Source organism: Hungatella hathewayi WAL-18680 (assembly GCF_000235505.1).
Lineage (GTDB): Bacteria > Bacillota > Clostridia > Lachnospirales > Lachnospiraceae > Hungatella_A > Hungatella_A hathewayi_A.
Map to the genome: position 1 here is coordinate 1429587 of NZ_JH379027.1, position 24382 is coordinate 1453968.

General features: G+C 52.1%; 14 protein-coding genes. All 14 read left to right on the top strand.

Annotated features, from left to right (window positions below; translation table 11 throughout):
- The first annotated feature begins 71 nt into the window (after positions 1–71).
- The 14 genes from HMPREF9473_RS06505 (at position 72) to HMPREF9473_RS06570 (ending at position 24176) form a co-directional block, all read left to right on the top strand.
- Positions 72–8426: a hypothetical protein gene (locus HMPREF9473_RS06505; RefSeq protein ID WP_006779278.1), complete on the top strand. Its 8355-nt coding sequence runs from the start codon at positions 72–74 to the stop codon at positions 8424–8426.
- A 96-nt stretch (positions 8427–8522) separates the two neighbouring features.
- Positions 8523–9179, top strand: a complete 657-nt coding sequence (locus HMPREF9473_RS06510; protein WP_006779279.1) for a hypothetical protein — start codon at positions 8523–8525, stop codon at positions 9177–9179.
- 27 nt (positions 9180–9206) lie between these two features.
- On the top strand, positions 9207–9731 hold the full coding sequence (locus HMPREF9473_RS26020; RefSeq protein ID WP_006779280.1) for a hypothetical protein: 525 nt from the start codon (positions 9207–9209) through the stop codon (positions 9729–9731).
- A 61-nt stretch (positions 9732–9792) separates the two neighbouring features.
- Positions 9793–10401, top strand: coding sequence for a hypothetical protein (locus HMPREF9473_RS26025; RefSeq protein WP_138669937.1), 609 nt, complete (start codon positions 9793–9795; stop codon positions 10399–10401).
- Between the two features lie 14 nt (positions 10402–10415).
- Entirely contained in the window at positions 10416–11102 is a 687-nt protein-coding gene (locus HMPREF9473_RS06525) for a hypothetical protein (RefSeq protein WP_006779282.1), read from the top strand.
- A gap of 56 nt (positions 11103–11158) precedes the next feature.
- Positions 11159–11812 carry a hypothetical protein gene (locus HMPREF9473_RS06530; RefSeq protein WP_006779283.1) on the top strand — a complete coding sequence of 218 codons (654 nt, stop codon included), beginning with the start codon at positions 11159–11161 and terminating at the stop codon, positions 11810–11812.
- 71 nt (positions 11813–11883) lie between these two features.
- Entirely contained in the window at positions 11884–12078 is a 195-nt protein-coding gene (locus tag HMPREF9473_RS06535; protein WP_006779272.1) for a helix-turn-helix domain-containing protein, read from the top strand.
- 193 nt (positions 12079–12271) lie between these two features.
- A complete protein-coding gene (argS, locus tag HMPREF9473_RS06540; RefSeq protein WP_006779284.1) occupies positions 12272–14041 on the top strand; it encodes an arginine--tRNA ligase in 1770 nt (589 codons plus the stop codon).
- Between the two features lie 59 nt (positions 14042–14100).
- Entirely contained in the window at positions 14101–17265 is a 3165-nt protein-coding gene (locus HMPREF9473_RS06545) for a DEAD/DEAH box helicase (RefSeq protein ID WP_006779285.1), read from the top strand.
- 32 nt (positions 17266–17297) lie between these two features.
- The gene (locus tag HMPREF9473_RS06550; RefSeq protein ID WP_006779286.1) at positions 17298–18245 is read left to right on the top strand and encodes a glycoside hydrolase family 25 protein; all 948 of its coding nucleotides are present in this window, start codon (positions 17298–17300) and stop codon (positions 18243–18245) included.
- 284 nt (positions 18246–18529) lie between these two features.
- On the top strand, positions 18530–19054 hold the full coding sequence (locus HMPREF9473_RS06555) for a hypothetical protein (RefSeq protein ID WP_006779287.1): 525 nt from the start codon (positions 18530–18532) through the stop codon (positions 19052–19054).
- Between the two features lies 1 nt (position 19055).
- Complete coding sequence (locus tag HMPREF9473_RS06560) at positions 19056–19247, top strand: hypothetical protein (protein WP_006779288.1); 192 nt, start codon at positions 19056–19058, stop codon at positions 19245–19247.
- Positions 19248–19590: 343 nt separating this feature from the next.
- Positions 19591–22242, top strand: a complete 2652-nt coding sequence (locus HMPREF9473_RS06565; RefSeq protein WP_006779289.1) for a cation-translocating P-type ATPase — start codon at positions 19591–19593, stop codon at positions 22240–22242.
- Positions 22243–22556: 314 nt separating this feature from the next.
- A complete protein-coding gene (locus HMPREF9473_RS06570) occupies positions 22557–24176 on the top strand; it encodes a D-alanyl-D-alanine carboxypeptidase family protein (RefSeq protein ID WP_006779290.1) in 1620 nt (539 codons plus the stop codon).
- The last annotated feature ends 206 nt before the right edge of the window (positions 24177–24382 follow it).

Sequence of the window (24382 nt, forward strand, 5' to 3'; positions counted from 1 at the left end):
GAGACCGGAACATGAACAAGAAAGAGAAAGCAACAAAAAGATAGAGGATAAACCAATGGAGGGGTACAGATATGAGCCATTTTAGACTGCATACGAGAACAAACGGGAAGGACCGGCTGAAATTTGTGATAGCGGGAATCGCCTGCATTCTGGCAGTGGGAGCGGCGGGGTACGCGTTGCACAGCATCGGGACAGCCCGTGCAAAGAGCCGGGAAACCGTGGAGTTACATACGGGCGAGGAACTGGAGCAGTATCTGCTGGACAGCGAGAGCGAGGACTATAACTTAAACGGAAGATATCAATTGGAAGCGGATTTAAGTCTTGGATGGCTGGAACAATCCATTGGAACAAACGTGGAACCATTTACCGGAACGTTTGACGGAAATGGACATATCATAAGCGGCCTGACAAGACCGCTGTTTGGAGTTGTGGAGGGGGGGGCTATTCAAAACCTGTTTTTCAGTGAGGCGGAGATTGTGCATCCGTTTACCTATTTTGATGGAGACGAGTATGTGGACGGATACGGCGCGCTGGCGGCCTATGCGGTTGACACGGTGATTCGAAATTGTGGAATGAGTGGGGAAATTAAAACGGCCAGCCCAGCGGAAGCAGAGTATCAGGTAGGAAAAGCAAGTCCGGCGGAAGCGGAAGAAGTGAAAGGACCGGGGGCACTGGAGAGTACCGGGGGACCGGGCGTGCTGGAAGAGAGCCGTACGGAGTCAGGGAGTTCGGCGGAGACAGAGCCGCCTGAAATCGAGCCATCTGAGAGCGAACCGTCTGAGAGCGAGCCATTTGAGAGCGAACCGTCTGAGAGCGAGCCATCAGAGAGCGAATCATCTGAGAACGAACCTTCTGAGAGCCAACCGGCCGGGAATGAGGAGGAGACCAAACACACCGGTGATGGTACTGAGATAGAGAGTACGGCAGATATAAGACCAGGTGATGATGTAGCGGATGAGCTGGGGACCGGGACAGAAGCAGAGCCGACGAGTGATTTGATAGAAGCTGGTGAAGAGACTGGGGCGGGAGAAACCTCAGGGGCAGAGATCGTAATCTCAGGATCGGATGAATCAGGAGCCAATATAACGAAGACGGAGACGGTGGCATTTTATCCGGTTAGACGGCAGTTATTGACGAAGACATCATCGGTGGTGGATGCTGGGGCAGAGGGGGCGCTTATTGCCTCCCCATCTGAGGCGGAAGATTCGTCGGTGGCGAGTCCACCGGATGCGGAGCAAACGGACCCCATGACAGATCAAGAGGGCGAAAACGATAACGATGCTGGGGAAGAGACTGAAGCGGAGTTGGAATATATTGGGAATCCGGCAGGTGATATCTATATTTTAGTAACGGCAGAGCGTGTTGCGGCTGGCGGTCTCGTTGCCCAGACGGCAGGAGAAACTCTGATAGCCGACAGTTTTGTGCTGGTGATGATCGGTTCAGATTTAAAGGAAGTTGATACTTATGCTGGAGGTCTAGCAGGTATTTTGGGAGGAAATACCAGAGCAGAGAACAGTTATGCTTCCGGTTTGGTGAACAGCAATGATGTGACAGGAGGATTTGCGGCTGTCAATAGCGGTACTATCCAAAACTGCTACTCGACTATGACAATTGGAGAGACAGGAAACGTCCGGGGCGCATTTACCGCTTCCGGAAATGGAATTTTATCGGGCTGCGTCTATGATTTGCAGCTAGCCTGTGTCAAAGAAGAAAACATCTTGACGGATAATTCCATAGCCGATGACTCCATGGCTGAGGCGGAAACGGTGGAAAGTGCAGAGTTGACAGAATCCGCGTCCGATGTGGCAGAGGTGGAAAACCATGCCGGGATGAAGCAGATTGGACCTGGTGAATGGGTGGAGACCGAACCGTTGGATGAGGAAACACAACCATCGAATCAGGAAACACAGCCGATGCCGGAACAGGATTTGCGAACCCAGACCGATGCAGAAATGGAAGCAGGCCGGGAGTTCCGATTGAAAGGTCTCAGCACAGCACAGATGACGGGGACGGAAACACAAATTCCTGGAATCTGGTATTTGGCAGAAAATGCGTATCCGCAGATCGAATACTTTGCATTACAGGAGCAGGAGTTGATCGTGGAGAATTCGAAGGCATCCGTTATCGCTCTGGTGCTTCCAGACGGATTGACGCTTATGGATGTATTGGAAGAGGGAGATATTGTTCTTCCGTTGGAAGTGGACGGACAGGAAATTCAGTGGGATACCGAAGGAGATATCAGGATTAATGAAAATAATCAGGTGGTGACAGACGGGAAAGTATCTGTTTCCATCCATGAAGCGCCGGAAGTTGGGGCGTCGCTGACGGAGCAGGAGGTAGAAACCACGACGTCTTCCCAGACCGAAACCGATAAGGAACCAATATCCAAATCCAATCCGGTATCACAACCCGGTGAGGGATCTCCAGGCACCGGCCTGCGTTTAAAAGCATCGGTGGGAGGCGTGACAAGGAGCTTTTCCCTCACCGCACTGAAAGAGGGAAGCGGTTATGCAAGCTGGGCGGATGTGGGAGCTGAGTTTTCTAAAAGTACAGGAACTATGTCTGGAATGACCGTGCCGGAGAAAAATGCAGACGGATATTATGAGATTTACAGTGCCGGGCAGCTGGCCTGGTTTGCTTATCAGGTGAATCAAAATACGGAGACATCCATGCAGTCAGCCAATGTGAAACTGATGGCCGATATAGATTTGGACGGTGCGGACAGCTATGGAGGCAGCAGAGATAATCCGCTTCCCTGGATTCCCATAGGGACTGCGGACGGAAGCATTTATTATAAAGGCACTTTTGATGGAAACGGCCATATCATTGATTATATGAAGGTGGAGGGCCAGGATGGCTATACTGGATTTATGGCTGCAGTCGGTGGAGGAGCGAAGATAAGAAGGCTGGGAATTGGCCCTAACAGCTCGGTGACGGCCAAGACCGGAGGAAATGCTTTTACCGATGGAACAGCCGCATTGGCAGGCGGTGTGATAGCAGAAGCTGGAAAAGACCAGATCGTAATAGAAGGCTGTTACAACCGCGCTGCCGTGATCGGAAAAAGTGACCACACAGGTGCGTTTGTTGGGCATGGTGAAGTGGAGGACCCGGGAGACCAGAGAATCACCAATTGCTATAATGCCGGTTCTATCAGCGTGGCAGATGGGGCATCGGGAACCGCCAGTGCCATAGCGGGAACATTTTCCAATGACACAGCGGCAGGAGGAATCAGGAACTGTTGCTGGATTAGCGGCGGGTCCGCAACATTCTCAGGCAGAGCAGTTTCTTCTGTCAGCCGGTCAGCTATGACCGTAGAACAGGCCAAACCGGTCACTGCGGAAGATATGAAGGCTGGTGAAACAGTGGCTCTGCTCAATGAGTCTGTGTCGGAGCCTTTGTGGCAGTATCAGCCGTGGAACAATGACAATGACGGATATCCGTTGTTAAGTGGACGGTCGGCAGATGCTCCCACCAATTGGAGTGAGGTAGGGGCTGCCATGGCGGCGGCCGGTAAAACGCTGACTGGCACAGGAACAGCCGCCGCTCCGTTTCAGATCGGCACGGCGGAGGATTTGGCGCTGTTTGCCCATAAAACAAATGCAAATGAGACAAATGCAGACGGAACAGGATTTTGCGTGGAGCTGACGGCTGATATTAACTTGTTTGGCATCGGGTATGTCTCTTATGAGCCCAGCATGGCGAACATTGATTATGCGTTTGAGTGGGGAGGGATGTTTACCGATTCCCGATATACAGGAACCTTTGATGGAAAAGGTCATCATGTATCTTTTTTACGTATTACCGAGTCAGGAACCTACATAGGTTTTATGAGATATTTGGGTAATGGCGCAGTCATCAAGGATTTTGGTATTGAGTCTGGAAAAATTCAGTTATCGCGTGGCATACGTATCAGTGCCTTGATAGGAAATGCAAAGGGTAACAATATTCAGATTCTCCGATGTTGGAATAAGGCAGATATCCCAATTGGCAATTATGAAGTAATGGGAGGGATTCTGGGTGCATTTGAGGGTGGAAGCAATTTGTTGATAGATGGATGTTATAACGAAGGTGATGTTGGTAGTTTAAACGGTAGTAATATAGGTGGAATAGCAGGAAAAATATTTTCAGGGAGTGCAATCATCAGAAATTGCTACAATGCGGGAACTATTACAGGAAGAACATGCCTGGGTGGAGTGGTGGGAACTTTTATGAATGGGAGTCAGTTAGTTACCCAGTGCTATAACATAGGGCAAGTCGATGGGGATCGAACACTTTCGGAAACGAAACCGATTCTGGGACATATGGCTGGGCCAGCAAGAAATAATTATTATTATCTCCCGGATGCGGTACCTCAATCAGGCTGTAAAAGTCTTACGGAAGTTCAGCTCAAATCCTGGGCGGCCGCATTTGCGTTAAATGGTTCCCAGTTGTCACAGAGCACGGGGATTTCCTGGACCTTTGACCCGGCTGGAATAGAATATCCTAAAATTGGCACGCTGCCGCCGGCTGATGACTGGAGTGTGGTGGGGCAGGGCTGTCTGGATGAACTGATTGGCAGTCCAGTGACAGGTGACGGGGACGGTGGAGTGCGGTATTGCATAGAATCAGCGGAGCATCTGGCGGCCATGCAGGTAGAAGTGAGTAAAGGCAAACAAAATTCCGATGCAATCTTGCTCAGTGATCTTGACTTAACAGGGATGCCTTATGGTGGAACTGATGCCAAACCGCTTCAATGGCGTCCGATTGGAAATTCAACAAATCCCTATACCGGAGATTTTAACGGAAATGGAAAAGTAATCAGCCATATGCGGGTAGTGGAGGATGGCTATGCAGGGCTGTTCGGCTGTGCCGGAGGCGGCGCCAAAATCCGCAGACTTGGCCTCGATGGGAACTGCACGGTTACGGCAGTCAGTCCCGGAAATTCCAGCGAGGAAGGCACCGCTGCGTTTGTGGGAGCAGTCGTGTCCGCGGCGGGAGAAGATACCCAGATTGTGATTGAGGACAGTTATAACCGGGCCAAAGTAACGGGAAAAGGGAGCGGGACAGGGGCTTTTGTTGGAACGGATATTGGAACGATCCCGGGAAAACAGAGAATTACTGCCTGCTATAATGCTGGAAACATTACCACGGCCAGCGGAGCGGCGAAAGTGATCGCTGGAAGCTTTGAAAACGGCACGGACTCGTCGGTTGGCGGAATTTATAATTGTTATTGGGATCAGGAGACCAGCGGAGCAGGGAGCGTGGCTGGAGGAAGCCGGGTGAGACTGAAGGATAACCAGTCGTATTCCACATCTGATATGAAGAGTTTGGCCATGGCATCCAGAATGAACCAGGCGTCCGGTGTCCCACTGTGGCAATATGCAGCGGACAAAAATCTGGGCTATCCTTCCTTTGGCACAATGACAGTGGAAAGCTGGGAGGACGTGGGAATCAAGGCTACGGCTCCATTACCTAAAAATACAAGCTCCATGGGGACCGCCGGGACAAGCAGCAATCCTTATCAGATCGAAACGCCCAGCGAACTGGCCTGGTTTGCCTGGGAGGCCGGAAGCGCAAAGGAAAAAACCGGGCTGTGTGCGGAACTGCTTGCGGATATTGAACTGTTTGGAGAAGTGTACACAGGAAATTCCTATGATCCCGGGGATGCTGATATTCTTTTGAAGGCATTAGTCTGGAAACCTATAGGAAGAGAGCATGAAGACTACCGGTATAGTGGAACATTTCGTGGGAATAATCATACCATTTCCTATATGTATGCGGACAGAGATGGAGCAGCCGGTCTGTTTGGAAGTCTGGGAACCGGTGCGGTCATTGAGAATGTCAAGCTGTCTGACAGCCTGATTAAGGCAGATGGAAATGGCCGGTATACGGGAGGAATCGCAGGAAGTATTCTTGGAGCAGATGTAACGATTAGGGAGTGTGAGAATAAAGGAAAACTGAGCAGTTCTGGTGCTTATGTAGGAGGAATGGCGGGATATATCGCCGGAACCGATGCAAAGATTGCAGGCTGCTGGAACAGTGGCACCATCGAAAGTACAGCTGGAAATGATGTAGGGGGAATCGCAGGCGCCATTGCCGCGGATACCATCATTGATGGCTGCTATAATCTGGCGGGAAGTGCGGTTGACGGGACCACAGGCTCCAACACAGGAGGAATTCTGGGAAGAGCTATAACGGGGACTCTAACCCTCCGAAACAGCTATAACCAGGGAACGGTGTCAGGCGGAGCCAATGTTGGAGGAATCGCAGGAATCTTATCCCTGCCCACACAGGCAGTCACCGGATGCTATAACGCCGGGGCTGTGACAGGAGCTTCTAACGTAGGAGCAGTTGTGGGAATCAGTACCAGCTCTGACAGTGTAACCTATTGTTTCTATGACAAGGAGAAGTCCCAGCCAACAGTGGATACCTATGCTAAGGGAATGGAGACGGATAAGTTTGCTACCTGGGGGGCGGCCTTTGGGCTGAACGGGGAACGGCTGGTCCAGACATCCTCAAGTTATGTGTCGTGGACCTATGTGGCCGGAGGCGGCGCGGTCTATCCGGAGTATGGAACACTTCCGGATGCGGACAGCTGGGAGACGGTAGCTCGGGGCCTGACGGATGGTTTCATCGCTATGGAAACACCTGCTGGCGATCCTTTGGAGATTAAAACGGCAGAACAGCTGGCCTGGTTTGCCAAACAAATAAATGAGGGCACAGTATCTGCGGATACCAATGTGGTTCTGACAGCGAATCTTGACTTAAGGGGAAGCCGCTACGTGTCAAGTGGACAACTCTCATGGATACCTATTGGGAAAGATAGCAGGCATAGCTATCGTGGAACCTTTCGTGGAAGCGGCACCCGGGTTTATGAATTGAGTGGTCTTTCTGTCAATAACACCGGAACAGCCGGACTGTTTGGGACGGTGGGAACCGGTGGAAGGGTAAGTGGGATTGGTATCATAACCGGTTCCATAACCGGAGATGTGGCAGGCGGTATTGCTGGAACGGCTAGTGGAACCGCAGAAATTTCCAGATGCTTTAATCGCGGGGGAACGGTCTTGGGTGCATTATTTGCCGGAGGAGTCGTGGGGAAAATGGAAGGAAATGCCACGGTAAAACACTGTTATGCCCTGGAGACGTCGGTAACCGGCACCGGAAACACTGCATGTGCCGGAGGGATTGCCGGGGATGGAAGTGCCGGCATCATCCAAAACAGTTATCAGGCAAGTTTTGGCTCAAACTGCATCACGGTGGCGGGAAGCGGGAGCGCAGGCTCCATCGCCGGAAAGACGGGTGCGGATACGATCAGCCAGTGTTACAGTGATAAAACCCTGGCTGACAGCGGAAGCGTCATACCGTTTGACACGTCCAGCGACACCGCCCGGCAGGCGCAGACGGATGATTTAAACACTTTTGGCGGAAATGAATACAAGGGAGTGGACCGTGTGTGGTTTACCAGCCTGGAGGAGGAGGCTACAAAAGGAATGCCTTCCCTTGAGGCGCCGGAAATGCTGACAGTGGAGGTTGACCCGGGAGCCGTGACGGAGTCAGGTGGAGTTCTGGCAGGGGCAGAAGGGAGCTGGGGTGGTCCAATGACACTGCCGTCCAATGTTCTGCTTCGTGGAATCCGCCAGGAAACAGGCGGGAGTTCCCAGCCGGCTTTTATTTTGAAATCCAAAAGCGTGATCACGTCCGGTTTCCATACTTACGGAACGGATAACGCCCACCAGAATCTTGCGGTGGAAACCGGAGGAATTGATCTGGCAGACTGTGCGATGTCGCTGACGGCACCGAGGGTAACCATCAGCAGTTTAAGCCCGCTGAAGCTATATAACGGTGCGGCATACATATATCCGGAAAAACGGACCCTTTTGCTGGACCTGGCTGGGAAAACAGGAAGCGGGGCGGATCAGAAGATGAAGCGGTTTGAAGTGCGGATCGAGATCAAAGGGGTGACCAGAAGCACTCTGGATGTCACAGTTACAAAAACTGCGACAATCACACTGACTCCTGGTGTGAAGCCGAAGGCATATTCTACCGGCATGGTGCTGACAAACAATGAGGCATATCCAATTCAATTTGGTATCACCAGTGTGAAGGAAAAAGAGTTGTCAGATAGTATTGATGTGAAGCTGACACCAATTGACAACAGCTATGTCATTGATAATAGTGTACCAATTACAGGAGCGGATCAGAAAGTGAAGCTGGGAGTTAAGGGATATTTTAGTGCGGGAGAGCAGGAGATTTATTTCGATCCGAAAGCCCTGCCGTGGCTGTCCTGTTATGTGGGCTATGGAAAGGCATTTCAATATAGCTATTTCATGGAATACAGCCTGATTCACGCGGGGGGAGAGAAACGGTTCGGTTTTGACATCATTTACCAGTTTGACATACCAAAAGATGATGTGGGAGACGTAATTAAGCCGGTCAGCGGAACTTGAGCCAGAATGGGACCATATGAACTGTTTATGGAATCTGGCAGAGTACGGCAAAGAAACCTAAAACACGAATAGAAAGATGGAAGACAGGTAAAAGGAATGGCTGAGAGACCGGATTTATCCAATCTTATACCGGAGAAACAGAAGAAGAGCCGCGGGAAGAGCAAGCGGAGCACCAGACATAGGAAAGAAAAGCAGGAGGCAGCTTACGGGAAAGCACCCAAAAGAGAGGTGTGTGGGGTGGGAAGTAAGCGCAAAAGGCGCAGGAGGGGTCTGGGAATTCTAGCGGCGGCAGTGATACTGGCTGCCATTGGGATCGGTTGTATTGCCATTTTTGGCCTGCCGGTTTCTGTACGATCCGGAATTGACATTTTGCCGGATAGAAATGCTGCTGACGGCAGCCTCTACGCGGCAGGTGGCATAGAGCTGGAGGACGGCCAATACCGGGTGGTGGTGAACCAGCTGCCGACCATGAGTGAGGGCAGCCGGGAGTGCAATATCGAGTTTGAGAACCCGGCTGAGAACCAGTATAGCTCCCGCATCAACCTGTATCTGCAATCCACCGGCAGGCGAATCGGAGGAACCAGACGGGTGGATCCGGGGAAATACGTGGAGATGATCACACTATATCAGACGTTGGAACTAGGAGAACACCCGGTGTGGGCGAAGATTGAACTGTTCAATAAAAAGGAGCCTGCAGGGGAAATGACACTGGAACTTACCGTGAGGGTGGTTCCGGAAGAAATACGGAAATAAGTGAGAAAAGGAAACAGGGATGGGAAGATGAGAACGAAAAGAAACCATACCAATATGACGGTTATACTATTGGCAGTGATCTTCTGCGTGGTAGTGGCTTGTGTGGCGGTATATTTTGTGAATACCCACAGCCTGCCGGCAATGCAGCTTCCACAGCTGGAGCCCGAGGCCCGTGTCCAAAGTGGTACATTAAATGATCCGGCGGGAAGGCGGGAAGAACTGGATGCCATGGTACAGGAAGGAATGCTGACCTTCTCCATCAACGCCACTCCGGTTTTAGAAAACGGGAAGTCCAATGCCAATCTTCTGATTGAGAACCCGCCGGGAAATGGAAACCGTTTTACTGTGACCATCAGGCGGGAGGACACGGAGGAGGAGATTTATAAATCCGGCTATCTGGACCCGGAGCAGTATATTGAAAAAGCGCCGCTTGATGTGGAACTTCAGGCGGGAGAATACCCGTGCCTGGCCTATTTTGACGCGTACCGGATCAAAGACAATGCATACATAGGAAGGGCGGCGGCGAAAATTACGGTGTTTGTGGAGAACTGACAAGAAGAATCACGACAGAGAGAATCTCTGGAAGAGACGGAATACGAGGATGGAAGAGAAAATGAGAGGACAAGAAGATTGGGAAGGACATGGCAGGGAAAGGGATAGAACCGGAAGCAGCAGGGCCTCCCTGGGGGCGGACAAGAGCAGGCATAAAATCGGGATTTCCATAGTGGTGCTTTCTATTACAGCCCTGCTGGCGGCTGCCCTGACAACCAGTTTTTTCTATTTTAGATACCGGCAGACGGAGTCAGAGCAGGAAGGCCTGGTCTATGAAGGAAATATCATAGCGGGGGACATACCGGGAAAGAGCCGTGAAGAGCGAAAAAGAGAGCTGGACGCCGTGGTGGAGGAAGGAATGCTGGCAATGACCATCAACGCAACTCCGTCAGGAAAGGCCAGCGGTGGAGATAAAAGTATCAACTGGCTGATTGAGAATCCCTCCAACCAGGGAAAACTCATCCGTGTGGAGGTATGGCAGGATGAGACTGGCGAAAAGATATACGAGACGGGAGCCATTCCACCGGGAAACTATGTGGAGAGAGCACCGCTGCTGACGAATCTGCCCGCCGGAAAGTATAACTGCACGGCAAAATTCTTCGCCTACAAAGAAGACGAGACTTATATCGGTCAGGCATCCGCACAGATTCAGCTGGTCCTGTATGAATGAGGAGGAAAAGGGCATTGAATAAAAGAATAATCGGTTATGTAGGAATTACCGCCGCCGTTCTCCTGTGCCTGGGAATCCAGGAGCCGGCTGCTGCTCAAGGGAGAGAGAGGCCCGTGGGAACGGTGGAAGAGACTAAGGTGGAGTTTTCTATGCTGGCGGAAAGCCGTTCGGTAGAGACAGAACTGCGGGGAACCATAGACGTTTCCCTGATATCGGCGGCTCTGCCATCGGACGTGGAATTTACGGTTAACCCAGAAGGCATTTTTGACGCCGCGGCCAATCCGGGAGGCCAGATACTGTGCCCATCCCCAGCGGAATTTAAGATCACAAACAACTCGGTGGTGCCGGTGCGTCTGGAAATCGCGGAGGTAGGGGATATCCGGCAGGGAGACATGGCTTTTTCGGAAACATTTCCGGGTGGTCCCCCACAGAATTTCCGCCTTGTGGACCAGGTATCGGAAGTGAAGGAGTTTGGAACAGCCATTTTGGTGTTGGGAACAGCCGGGAGGGGGTATAGCAGCGAGGCGGATTTTGAACAGTACGCCATCTGTCCGGGGAAGACCAATATCCTGGTGGCAGACCTTGGAGCCGGGGAGGAAACAGGTTTGCAGATATACGGAAAGGTGTCGGCAGATTTCTATGGAGCCTACCAGTTCACGGTGAGGCCGGTATTAAAAATCAGCGCAGTACGGGCCGGTTAGCCCTGCTGATTGATATAAAAATAACATAAAAAAGAAGGATAACAGGAGGAAAAACAATGAAGAAGAACAGGAAACAGATAGTCGCGGGCGCTCTGACTATGATGCTGGCAGTGGCAGGAGCCACTGGGGCCTATGGGGCCGGTCTGGACCCAGTAATCGATGCACCGCTTGTCACAGAGGAAAAGACCGGAGCAGATGCAGTGGAGACCACATTGAATGGAACAATCAAAGCGACCACGCTGAGTGTCACACTCCCGCTGACAACCGCTTTTGACCTTGACCCAACCAAATACGATGCGACGAATCCAAACATACAGGTGGGTGAGAATCAGTCAAGCGGATACCGGATTCTGAACAATTCCGCAGTGCCGGTGTATGTCTATGTGTCAGGAGTCAGCGTCCCGACGGCCAACGTTACCTTGGTGAACAGCATAGGAGGGTTGGATACCAATAAGGCTCTGATGCTGGCAATCAGCGAAAAGACGCCGGCAGTGGAGGCAGATGTCAATGACACGTCGTTCTGGCTGGATACGGCAATGACCGGCAACTATTACATGGACAGTAATCGGGCAAACAAAGGAAAATTGGATGCCAACGGCGGGACCATGAATTTGAAGATTTATGGAATGACCAAGCAGGGATGGAGTGTTGAAGATACATTTTCTGTAAAACCGAGTTTTACGGTGTCAGTGACCGAGCCGGTGCTGTAAAACGGATGTAGAACCGATATGAAAGCGATATCGGCATAAATATAAAACGGACATAAAAGGAGGAACCCAATATGGCAAACAGAATCCCATGCACCCCATTTGGAAAGAAAATGAAAATCGCAATGGTAGAACAGGACATTCCCCAGCAGGAACTGGCGAGACGCCTGGGCATCGCCAACTCCACAGTCAGCGACATCATCTACGGCCGCAACCAGTGTGAGCGCACCAAAGAACGCATTGCCGAGACCCTTGGAATCCAGGGATAATGTGAATAATTGAAAACGTAATGACAGAAATAGAGTTCCTGCGCCCCAGGAACTCTATTTTGATTTGGTATTTTGGTTTGGCGTACAAGTTTTATTGATTTTTCCAGCCAGATAGGATATAATTTTCCAATATGGGTAACTGTAATATTACCGTATTATGGATGAAAATGAGTGTAAGAAGGAGAATATCAGAGTGAAAAAAATTCTGGATTTAATAGCGGCCAAGATGCGTCCGGCGTTTGCGGCCTGCGGGTATGAGGAAACGTATGCGAAGGTGACATTATCCAATCGTCCCGATTTGTGCGAGTATCAGTGCAATGGCGCCATGGCGGCGGCGAAAGTATATAAGAAGAAACCGATTGATATTGCCAACGATGTGGTGGAGAAGCTGGCGGGCGACCCCATGTTTTCGGAGATGACGGCAGTGATGCCGGGATTTATCAATATCAAGCTGGACAGTGGCTATCTGGCGGATTATATGAACGGGATGAGAACTTCCGACAAGCTGGGGCTTGAGGAAGTGGAACAGCCGGTTACGATTATTGTGGATTACGGCGGAGCCAACGTGGCTAAGCCGCTTCATGTCGGACATCTGCGCCCGGCCATCATCGGCGAGGCCATCAAGAGGATGGGCAAGTTTCTGGGTTATCACGTGATTGGCGATGTGCACCTGGGAGACTGGGGACTGCAGATGGGCCAGATTATTGAGGAACTGCGGGACAGACAGCCGGAGCTGGTGTATTTTGACGAGTCCTACACGGGAGAGTATCCGGCAAAGCCGCCGTTTACCATCGGCGAGCTGGAGGAGATTTATCCGGCGGGCAGCGCCAAGTCAAAGACGGATGAAGTCTTCAAGAAACGGGCCCAGGAGGCGACGCTGAAACTTCAGAACGGCTATGCGCCGTACCGCGCCATCTGGAACCATATTATGAAGGTGTCCGTGGCGGATTTGAGAAAGAACTATGACAGCCTGAATGTCTACTTTGATTTGTGGAAAGGGGAGAGCGACGCCCAGCCTTATATCCCGGGACTGATTGAGGATTTGGAGAAGAGAGGTCTGGCCTATGAAAGCCAGGGCGCTCTGGTGGTGGATATCGCCGAGGAGACCGACTCCAAGGAACTGCCGCCCTGTATCATCCGCAAGTCGGACGGCGCGGCTCTCTATGCCACCTCTGATTTGGGAACCATTATCGAGAGGGAGAAGGAGTATCAGCCTTCCAAATATATTTACATCACGGACAAGCGTCAGGAACTGCATTTTATCCAGGTATTCCGTGTGGCGAAGAAGGCCGGGTATGTGAAGCCGGAGACCGAGATGCTCCACCTGATGTTCGGAACCATGAATGGCAAGGATGGCAAGCCCTTTAAGACCAGGGATGGCGGCGTGATGCGTCTGGAGAACATGGTGGCGGATATCGACGAGGCCGTGTTTGAGCGTATCATGGAAAACCGCTCCATTTCCGAGGAGGAGGCCAGGGAGACGGCCAAGATTGTGGGGCTGGCGGCCTTAAAGTACGGCGATTTGTCCAACCAGGTTTCCAAGGACTATGTGTTTGATATGGAGAGATTTATCTCCTTTGAGGGCAACACGGGGCCGTATATTCTTTATACCATTGTGAGAATCAAGTCCATTCTCTCCAGATTTAAGGAGCAGGAGGGGCGCGATGTGTCGGCCGCTTCCATACTGCCGGCAATCAATGATGGGGAGAAGGCGTTAATGCTGGAACTGACCAAATATAACGAAGTGCTGGAGACCAGCTTTGCGGAGACGGCGCCCCACAAAATCTGCCAGTATATCTATGATTTGTCCAACGCCTTTAACCGATTCTACCACGATAACAAGATTATTGCCGAGGAGGACAAGGCGCGGCAGGACAGCTGGATTCTGCTGATTACACTGACGAAAGATGTGCTTTGCACCTGCATTGATTTGCTGGGCATTGAGGCGCCGGAGCGGATGTAATCTGCTAAGGAGCAGGCGGCTTATGTGAGTTTGTTGAAATCGGACGGAGGGGAGTCCCTTTGAGAGTAGTGGATATGACAGCCAGAGCCTTCTGGAAGGGTGAGTATGGAATCACCGGAACCGTGGAGGACGACGGAACACAGTATCAGATAAAAATGGACGTCAAGGGCAGCGATGTAAACAGCTGCTCTTGTTCTTGTGAGCGGGGAATTTCGTATAAGGGGATTTGTCCCCATGCGAAGTTTCTGCTGGAACATTTTAAGGAACAGGAACTGGAGGATGCGGGAATGCCCGTGACCACTTCGGCACAGGTGCGGACCATGATTCGTGAATATACTAATCGGGAGGTGGCGGAAATCGTCAGGGAAGGGGAAGAAGAGCAGGTGGATTTCCTTCCACAGCTGTTCATTGGAAGAAACGATGTGAGGATGGAGTTTAAGCTGGGGCGCGAACGCTATTATGTGGTAAAAGATTTGGTGGCCTTCGCCCAGGCTGTGAGCCATGGCACCTACGTGGAGTACGGCAAGGAGCTGGCCTTCCATCACAGCGTCGAGGTATTTACAAAAAGGAGCCAGCCGCTGGTGGAACTGGTGGTGGAGCTGATGAATACGTATCAGGAGAATTACCAGCAGTTTCAGAAAAATGCCGTCAGCGCGGCGCCGTCAGTGAGAAGACTGACGTTAGGAAGGGGCAGCCGGGACAGGGCCATGGAAGGGCTGATGGGCCAGGAAGTGGACACGGAGGATTACCGTGGCATCAGCCGGAAGGTGACGGTGAAGAGCGGAATCCCGGAGCTGGTGATTGCGGTGAGACGGGCCAGGAAAGAGGCCATCAAGGTGTCGGTGGACAAGAAGCTGAGCAGCTTTATGGGGGAGAAATATCTCTATCTTCTGGACGGGGAGATTCTCTACCGCTGTGACGAGGAGTGCAGCCAGGCGCTGGCGGTGTTCTTCCAGCAGATGACCCAGGGATTCGGGGCCCCCTACGAGGTGACGGTGAATTCCAAGGATATCCCGCTGTTTTATGAGCGGGTGCTGAAAAAACTGGAGCCCTACGGGGTTCTGGATGTGGATGACGTGGATTTGGACAGGATGAGACCGGCGCAGCTGAAGGCGGAGTTTTTGTTTGACTGTCCAAGGCCCGGGGAGATTGTGCTGCGGCCTACCCTGCGGTATGGAAGCTACTCGTTTCATCCGGTGGAGGACGAGAAGGTGCCCCGGACAGTGACCAGGGATGTGCCAGGGGAATTCCGTATCGGGCAGGTGATTACCCGCTATTTTAAATACCGGGAGGCCAAGAACCCGGATTTTGTGATTAAGGATGATGACGACGCCCTGTACCGGCTGCTTGACAAGGGCATGGCGGAGTTTGCGGAACTGGGCGAGGTGCTGCTGACGGACACGGCCAAGCATGTGAAGATTCTGCCGTCGCCAAAGCTGTCCATGGGGGTCAGCGTGATGGGGGACTGGCTGGAACTGACCATTGACGCGGGGCATATGAGCGGAGCGGATTTGCAGCGGATTTTGTCGGAGTACCGCCAGAAGAAGCCGTATTACCGGTTGAGAAGCGGGGAATTTGTGAAGCTGGATATGGACGGGTTTATGACCATCGCCAGAATGGTGGACGGTCTGGCGGTGTCCAAGGCGGATTTGCAGAGCAAGAAGATTCGGATTCCCAAGTACCGGGCTTTCTATCTGGACAGTCTCTACAAGGAGACGGGAAATATCAGCCTGTACCGGGATAATCTATTTAAATCCATCGTGCGGGGTATCAAGTCGGTGGAGGACAGTGATTTTGAGGTGCCGGAGAGTCTGCGGCCGGTGTTGAAGGGCTATCAGAAGACGGGCTTTCGGTGGCTGCGGACGCTGGATGCCTGCGGGTTTGGCGGAATTCTGGCGGATGATATGGGACTGGGAAAGACGGTTCAGGTTATCAGCCTTCTGCTGGATGAGAAGCAGAAAATGGAGGCGGCCGGCAAGAAGCCTGGCACGTCCCTCATTGTCTGTCCGGCATCTCTGGTGTATAACTGGGAGTATGAGGTCCATACCTTTGCGCCGGAGCTGAATGTGGAGGCGATTACCGGGTTTGGGTGGAGCCGGGAGTACCGGCTCCAGTCGGTGGAGGAGTACGATGTAATTATCACGTCCTATGAGCTTTTGCGGCGGGATATCCAGTTGTATGAGAATATTGAATTCCGGTTCCAGATTATCGACGAGGCCCAGTATATCAAGAATCCTACCACTCAGAGCGCCAAGGCGGTGAAGGTGATTCATTCCAGAACCAGATTCGCTCTGACGGGGACGCCGATTGAGAACCGGCTCAGCGAGCTGTGGAGCATTTTTGATTATCTGATGCCGGGATTTTTGTTCAGCTACCAGAAGTTTAAGAAGAACTTTGAGGCGCCCATTGTGAAGGATGGTAACAGCGAGGTGCTGTGGAATCTGCACCAGCTGACGGGACCATTTATCCTGCGGAGACTGAAGAAAGACGTGCTGAAGGAGCTGCCGGATAAGCTGGAGACTATTGTCTACTCCAGATTTGATGAGGTGCAGAAGGAGCTCTACACGGCCAATGCGGTGAAACTGAAACGGGAGCTGGAGGGACAGAGCGACCAGGAGTACGGCTCCGGAAGGATGCAGGTGCTGGCGGAGCTGACCAAGCTGCGGCAGGTGTGCTGCGACCCGAAGCTGTATTACGAGAATTACCGGGGGACTTCGGCGAAGCTGGAGACCTGTATGGAGCTGTTAAACGGGGCGGTGGAAGCGGGGCACAAGGTGCTTTTGTTCTCCCAGTTTACGTCCATGCTGGATATCATCGGCAAGCGGCTTGACAAGGATAAGGTGAAGTATCATGTGTTGACCGGAGCTACCTCCAAGGAGGACCGGATGCGGATGGTTAACCAGTTCCATGAGGATGATGTGCCGGTGTTCCTGATATCCCTGAAGGCGGGCGGTACGGGACTGAACCTGACGGCCGCGGACGTGGTGATTCACTATGACCCATGGTGGAATGTGGCGGCCCAGAACCAGGCTACCGACAGAACCCACCGGATTGGGCAGGAGAAGCAGGTGTCGGTGTTCAAACTGATTATGAAAGATACCATAGAGGAGAGCATTCTGAAGCTCCAGGAGGCCAAGAAGAGCCTGGCGGAGCAGATTATCACGGAGGGAACGGTGTCCCTTAGCAGTCTGTCGAAAGAGGACTTGCTGGAGATACTGTCGTAATGTGTCAGTCATCGAGCGAGGAGGAAAACGCGATGAAGAAGATGTATGGAATTTGGAAAAAGTGGGTGTTGGCCGGAGTTGTGGCAACGATGACATTTGCAGGCTCTATAAGCGCTATGGCGGCGGAAGCCTGGATCGTGGAAAACGGACAGTATGTGAATGCGGAGGGGACTCCCATTGTGGGGGCGCTTGAGAAGGGCATCACGGTGACCAAGTATCAGAACCGGGCCAGCGAGAGCGCCGGCGGCATTGACTGGGCGAAGGTGAAGGCGGACGGGGTGTCATTTGCCATGGTTCGTCTGGGGTACCACAACGATATGGACCCGTATTATTCCATGAATATCAATGGGGCGGCGGCCCAGGGGATTAAGGTTGGAGCATTTTTCTACACCCAGGCGTTGGATGTGCAGACGGCGATAGACGAGGCCAACTATGTGCTGGCACTGGTGAAGGATTATCCTATTTCCTACCCGATTGCCTATGACGTGGAGTCCAAGGTGCTGCTGGACAGCGGTTTGACGAAGCAGCAGATTACGGACCAGATCAATGCTTTTTGCAGCGTTATCATGGATGCTGGCTACCGGCCGGTGGTGTATGCCAACAACGCGTGGCTGACGGAGCATATCGACGCCTCCCAGATTCCCTATGATATCTGGTACGCCAGATATGGGACGACAAACCATGATTTTAAGAACCGGACTATCTGGCAGTGCGACCAGTACGGCAAGGTGGACGGAATTGTGGGGGATGTGACCATTGAGCTGTCCTTCACGGATTACAGCACGCTGATTCCGGCGGACAGCTGGAAGAAAATCGGCGGGCAGTGGTATTATATGAAGAATTACGTGAAGCAGATTGGCTGGGTGCAGGTGGGAGATAAGTGGTATTATATGGACTCCAACGGCGCGATGGTCCACGACACGACGCTGAATATTGACGGGAAGTCCTATACGTTTGGTCCGGATGGGGCGATGCAGTAGCGTGGGGATAGATAGAAAGTAATAGAAGATGAATTCGCAGAGTTCCTATGGGAGAGACATCATGGGAACTCTGTTTGTTTTTAAAAATGTGATTGCATCCCAAATGGCGATGTGATATAGTAAATCTATTCACACAGAGTATCACTCTGTGAGTAATCTTCGGCGCGAGCCGTTGCGGCCAGTTCGGCCAGAGTTTCACACCTTTTGAATAGAAAATATAAATGATATAAAAAAATTTAAGCATTAAGCAAAATATGATATAATATAAGAAAGAAGGAATATTGATGGATATTGATATTTTCATTGATTCATTGACGAATTGTTTAGTCTGTTCTGAGACTGGAGAGGAATGTGATACAGAATACTGTCTTGTTACCAGGACCATCACGAAGCAGGATGCAGCAGATTTGAGAGCGCAGGGATGGAAATTTGATTGGAGCCTTCCGCAACAGAAAGGTTACGAAGTGTATGAACTTGTACTAGAAAAGGATGGTACGGTGCAGGGAATGATAGCGTTGAAGCATATACGAAATCAGTATTATACTCATATTGACATCGTGGAAGCCGCTCCATTTAATGTGGGAATTGCCGGAAAGTATAAGGGGGTAGGTGCACATTTATTTGCCGTAGCATGTAAACTCAGTTGGGATGCCGGTAATGAAGGATATGTGCAATTTACTGCCAAAACAGGCTTGGTGGAATATTATAAAAGAATGCTGAATGCAAAGAGTATCGATTGGCATACTTTATACATAGACTCCTATGGCGCCATAGCATTGATAAATAAGTATTTTAAGGAAGGTGAATAATATGATAGCAGAGGGAAGAAGAGAAAAAAAGATGGATAAATTTGACAGGTTTGGTGAGGTAATGAAGGATGGCAGATTGACGGCACCTTCTGATGAAAAAGTATATCGTTTACGGGATGCAATTCTTTTATCAAAGAAATTAGGGCGGTCTTTGACAGAAGAGGAAATGAAGCGTTTTGAAGTGAAACAATAATGCGAATAGCAACAAATTTCTGTGGATTGACATTTATTTACAATTGTGATACGGTATTATCAATGGAACGATAATTGCATAGCTGAGGGAGTAATTCCGCAGGACAGCGCCAGGCGGTGGACGGTCTTTTGAATGGGAACCGGGGCTGGGAGCGCTGTTGGCGAGGTAAATCAACAGCATGGCGTGCCGCAGGGGCGTCTGGTTTATCTATAAAGAATGAGACTCATATACAGTAAAAACGCTGTGTATGGGTCTTTTTTGATACTATCGTAAGGCATAAAAAGCCATATAACAGTCAATCATTCCAGTAACGGGCTTTAAGAAAAGCAGGAGGTGTTTTTTTATGAAAGAATATCTGAAGACAGGTGAGGAAGTGCTGCGGGAGCAGAGTGTGGATGCGGGACAGGGGCTTTCGGAGGCGGAGGTGGCCGGGAGGCTTTCAAAACACGGGAAGAATAAACTGGTGGAGGCGAAGAAAACACCTATTTGGAAACGGTTTCTGGAGCAGCTGGCGGACCCTATGATTATCATTCTGATTGCGGCCGCGGCGGTGTCCGGTGTCACGGCGGTGTATGCGGGGGAGTCTTTTGCGGATGTTATCATCATTCTGGCGGTTGTCATCATCAACGCGGTGCTGGGGGTGGTTCAGGAGAGCAAGGCGGAGGCGGCGATTGCGGCGTTGCAGGAGATTGCGGCGGCCACCTCGAAGGTAATCCGGGGCGGACATCAGTTGACGGTGCGAAGCGAGGAGCTGGTGCCGGGCGATATTATTGTGCTGGAGGCCGGTGACTCGGTGCCGGCGGACGCCAGAATCGTGGAGTGCGCCAGCATGAAGATTGAGGAGGCGGCGCTGACCGGTGAGTCGGTGCCGGTGTTGAAAACCACGGATCAGCTGGCGGCGGAGGAGAACGGGAAGGACGTTTCTCTCGGCGACAGGAAAAATATGGTGTACATGGGAAGTTCGGTGGCCTACGGCCGCGGCCGGGCGGTGGTGACAGCCACGGGTATGGATACGGAGATGGGAAAGATTGCGGACGCTCTGACCCTGGCGAAAGACAATGCCACGCCGCTTCAGATGAAGCTGGCACAGCTCAGCAAGGTGCTGAGTTTTCTGGTGATTGGCATCTGCGTGATTATCTTTGGCGTCAGCCTGGTGAGAGCTTACCCGGATGTGTCCGGGGAAGTGATGCTGGATACGTTCATGGTGGCGGTGAGTCTGGCGGTGGCGGCCATTCCCGAGGGGCTGGCGGCGGTTGTGACCATTGTGCTGTCCATCGGTGTGACCAACATGTCGAAGAAGGCGGCCATTGTGCGGAAGCTGACAGCGGTGGAGACCCTTGGCTGTACCCAGATTATCTGCTCGGATAAGACGGGGACGCTGACCCAGAACAAGATGACGGTGGTGGAGCACACCGGCCAGGAGGAGAAACTTTTGGCAATCGCCATGAGCCTGTGCAACGACGCAGGTCTGGATGAGAACCATGAGGCGGTTGGGGAGCCCACGGAGGCGGCCCTTGTGAATTACGCGTGGAAGGCAGGTCTGAATAAAAACCGGCTGGTGGCGACCTATCCGAGAATCGGTGAGGCCCCCTTCGATTCCATGAGGAAAATGATGTCGACGGTACACCGGATGGAAGACGGAACGGTCGTTCAGTTCACGAAAGGTGCGCCGGACGAGATTCTGAAGCGGTGTACCCAAATCTGTCTGGATGGGCAGGCGGAGGAATTGACGGAGGATATCCGGGCTTCTATTTTGAAAGAGAATAAGGCTATGGCCGACAAGGCCCTGCGTGTGCTGGGGGCGGCCATGAGAACCTGGGAGGAGGAGCCTTCGGACTACGGGGCGGAGGTTCTGGAGCAGGATTTGTGCTTCCTGGGGCTGACGGGGATGATTGACCCGGTGAGACCGGAGGTGAAGCCGGCCATTGATGAGTGCCGGGCGGCGGGGATACGGCCGATTATGATAACCGGGGACCATAAGGACACGGCGGTGGCCATCGCCATGCAGCTGGGGATTATCGACGACGCCAGCCAGGCGATAACCGGGTCCCAGCTGGACGACATTTCCGATGAGGAACTGGAGAACGAGATTGAGCGGTACTCGGTGTATGCCAGGGTGCAGCCGGAGCATAAGGTGCGGATTGTCAATGCCTGGCAGAAACGTGGAAAGATTACGGCTATGACCGGGGACGGAGTCAATGACGCGCCGTCCATCAAGAACGCGGATATCGGCGTTGGCATGGGTATCACCGGCACCGACGTGACGAAGAACGTGGCGGATATGGTGCTGGCGGATGACAATTTTGCCACCATTGTGTCGGCGGTCTCGGAGGGGCGGCGGATTTATGACAATATCAGGAAGGCCATTCAGTTTTTGCTGGCCTCCAACTTGTCGGAGGTGCTGGCCATTTTCTTTGCCACACTGATGGGATTTACGATATTAAAACCGGTGCATCTGCTCTGGATTAATCTGATTACGGACTGCTTCCCGGCGCTGGCGCTGGGGATGGAAAAGCCGGAGAAGGATATCATGAAGCGGGCGCCCAGGGACCCGAAGGACGGCATTTTTGCCGGAGGTGTTGGGATAAATGTGGCCTTGCAGGGAATTGCGGTGGCGGTGATTACGCTGGCGGCTTATTTTATTGGGCATTATATCGAGGCGGGGGTCTGGGAGATTACCAACAGCGCGGATGGGATGACCATGGCATTTCTGACGCTGTCCATGACGGAAATATTTCACTCCTTTAATATGAGGTCGCTGCACAAGTCTATTCTCCACACGAGGGAGCAGAATGGGTGGCTATGGCTGTCCATGGCGGCGTCGCTGATATGCACCACGGCGGTGATTTATGTGCCGGTGCTGGCAGATGCCTTCGGATTCGAGCACATTTCCCTGATGGAATATGGGGTGTCCATTGGGCTGGCGGTCTGCATTATCCCGGTGGTGGAAATCAGCAAGGTGATTCAGCGGAATCAGAAGACGTTTCAGGAATAGAGACAAGAAGAGAACTTGATGGGAGAGAGGCAGATGCCTTCTCTCCCTTTTTTCGTACCATAGGAAGGTGCGTCCTATGGTACAAAAACCCTCCGGGGGATGCGCACTCCGCGCTAAGGAAGTATGGCCGCTGAAGCGGCCGCGCTCCGGCGCAAGAGTCTGCCATGCAGACTCTTAATTTGATAAATCTGGGAGGCTGGTGGGAGAAAAACGGATTTTCAGGTGTTTTTGTGGGGAAAGGTTGATAAAAAGGTCGAAAAATGTTAGCATATAGGGAGTGACTTTTTGAGATATGGGTAGTAGGAGAACAGGAAATGAACAGCAGAAGAAGATGGGCAGGATTATTAATCAGTATTATATGTTTCAGTCAGATATTCGGAATGATATCATTTGCGAAGCCGGACTGGCCTTCTGATACGGGGATTATGGCGGAAGCCGGGATTGTGATGGACGCGGACTCCGGTGCGATGATATTTGGGCAGAACAGCAAGCTGCCGTATTACCCGGCTAGTATCACGAAGCTGGTGACGGCGCTGGTGGTGATAGAGAATGCTTCCCTCGATGAGCGGGTGGTGTTTTCCAATGACGCGGTGAACAATGTGGAGTCGGGAAGCGGGAATCCGCTGAATCTGGATGTGGGCGACGAGCTGTCGGTGAAGGACTGTCTCTACGCCATGCTGCTGCGCTCCTCCAACCAGGCTGCCAACGCGCTGGCGGAGCATGTGGGCGGTACGAGAGACGGCTTTGTGGAAATGATGAACGCCAGGATTGCCCAGATTGGGTGTACGGGGAGCCATTTTAAGAACCCGTCGGGGCTCAATGATTCGGAGCAGGTGGTGACGGCCTACGATATGGCGCTGATTGCACGGGTGGCCTTCGAAAATCCCCAGCTTTTGGAGATTGCGTCCACGAGAAGCTACACGCTGCCGGCGACAAAGAACAACCCGGAAGGGTTTGCCATGGCGGTGGAGCACAAGATCTTGAAGGCCAGTGCTGGGACCCAGTTTTACTGTGAGGGGGCCGTGGCCGGGAAGACGGGATGGACCTCCATCGCGGGCAGCACGCTGGTGACCTATGCGGAGCGGGATGGCCGAAGGCTGATTGCGGTGGTGCTGAAGGGTGACCCGACCCAGTATTATCTGGATACCATCACGCTGCTGGAATTTGGATTCAGCAGGGTGAAGACCCTGGATATCAGCGAGGCGGAGGCGGCCTACATCTCCGGTGACGAAGCGATTGCGGTGGGAGACGCCAGCTATGCACCAAATGATTTGGAGTTTTATCACCCGTACGTGACGCTGCCCAATGATGCGGAGTATGGGGATGCGGAGAAAACCTTTGATACCAATCTGCCGGCTGGAAGCCCGGAAGGGGCTGTGGCGGTGCTGCGGTATACGTATAATGAGAGAAAGGTGGGGGAGGCATTTCTCCGCCTGAAGAACAGGGAGTCCGAGGTGGTGGTGGCCAGCACGGAGGCCGGACTGCCGGGGGAGACGCCGGAAGAGACGGCACCGGAGGCAGAGCCGGAGACCAGTTTGGAGCAGCCAACCAAAGGGCAGCTGGAGTTTATCTCGTCCCTTTTGAATTTGAACCTGTCCAGAAATGCCATGATAACACTGATTTTGATAGGAATCGCCATTATTCTTGCGTTGATTGTGCTGATAGCCGTGATTCGGAAGATTGTGGAAATCCGCCAGGAACGGGAGGACCGGGAAGTTCGCCGCGCCATCCGCAGACTGCGCCTGAAGGAGGAGGGAATCTCCGAGGAGGAGTTCGACCGGCTTCTGGAGGCCAGGATGAATAAGATGCGGGATGTCGGATACGAGGATGAAGATGAGATGGACGACGACTTGGAAGATGACATAGACGATGAGTTTGAAGATGTTATAGAAGATGAGATAGAACATGATACGGACAACGAAAAAGAGAACTAGATAACAAATTACGTGATGGAGTTCATGATTCCCCGGAAAGCAGCTGCTTTCCGGGGGTTTTTGTATTTGCGCTTCGGCATGAAAGTCTGCTCCGGCAGATTCTTTATTCCCAGGAAATAAGAACACTCAAACCCCCCGGATGATAACTTTGTCGAATTTTGTCAAAAAGTTCATTTTTAATCTGTTATTGAAAACAGTTACAGGGT